Annotated in this window: 1 rRNA gene; it reads left to right on the top strand. The window is 50.7% G+C overall.

Annotated elements, in window-relative coordinates:
* A 23S ribosomal RNA gene (locus tag KJS47_RS23975) occupies positions 1-124 on the top strand; the annotation flags it as partial.
* Between the last annotated feature and the right edge of the window lie 77 nt (positions 125-201).

Raw genomic sequence — 201 nt, 5'->3', positions numbered from 1 at the left:
CCCCCTCAAGATGAGATTTCCCAGTATGTAAGACCCCTTGAAGACGACGAGGTAGATAGGTTCGGGGTGGAAGCGCAGCAATGCGTGCAGCTGACGAATACTAATCGGTCGAGGGCTTATCCTAAAAATCCCCACCAAGTGAAGATGATGCTGACGAAGCAGATTCCGAATACTTGCCGGGGGCCCCAACTAAAGAATGAA

The organism is Paenibacillus sp. J31TS4 (assembly GCF_018403265.1).
In the GTDB taxonomy this organism is placed as follows: Bacteria; Bacillota; Bacilli; order Paenibacillales; family NBRC-103111; genus J31TS4.
Note: the sequence above shows the minus strand (reverse complement) of the source record. Positions and strands in the feature narration are given on the sequence as shown.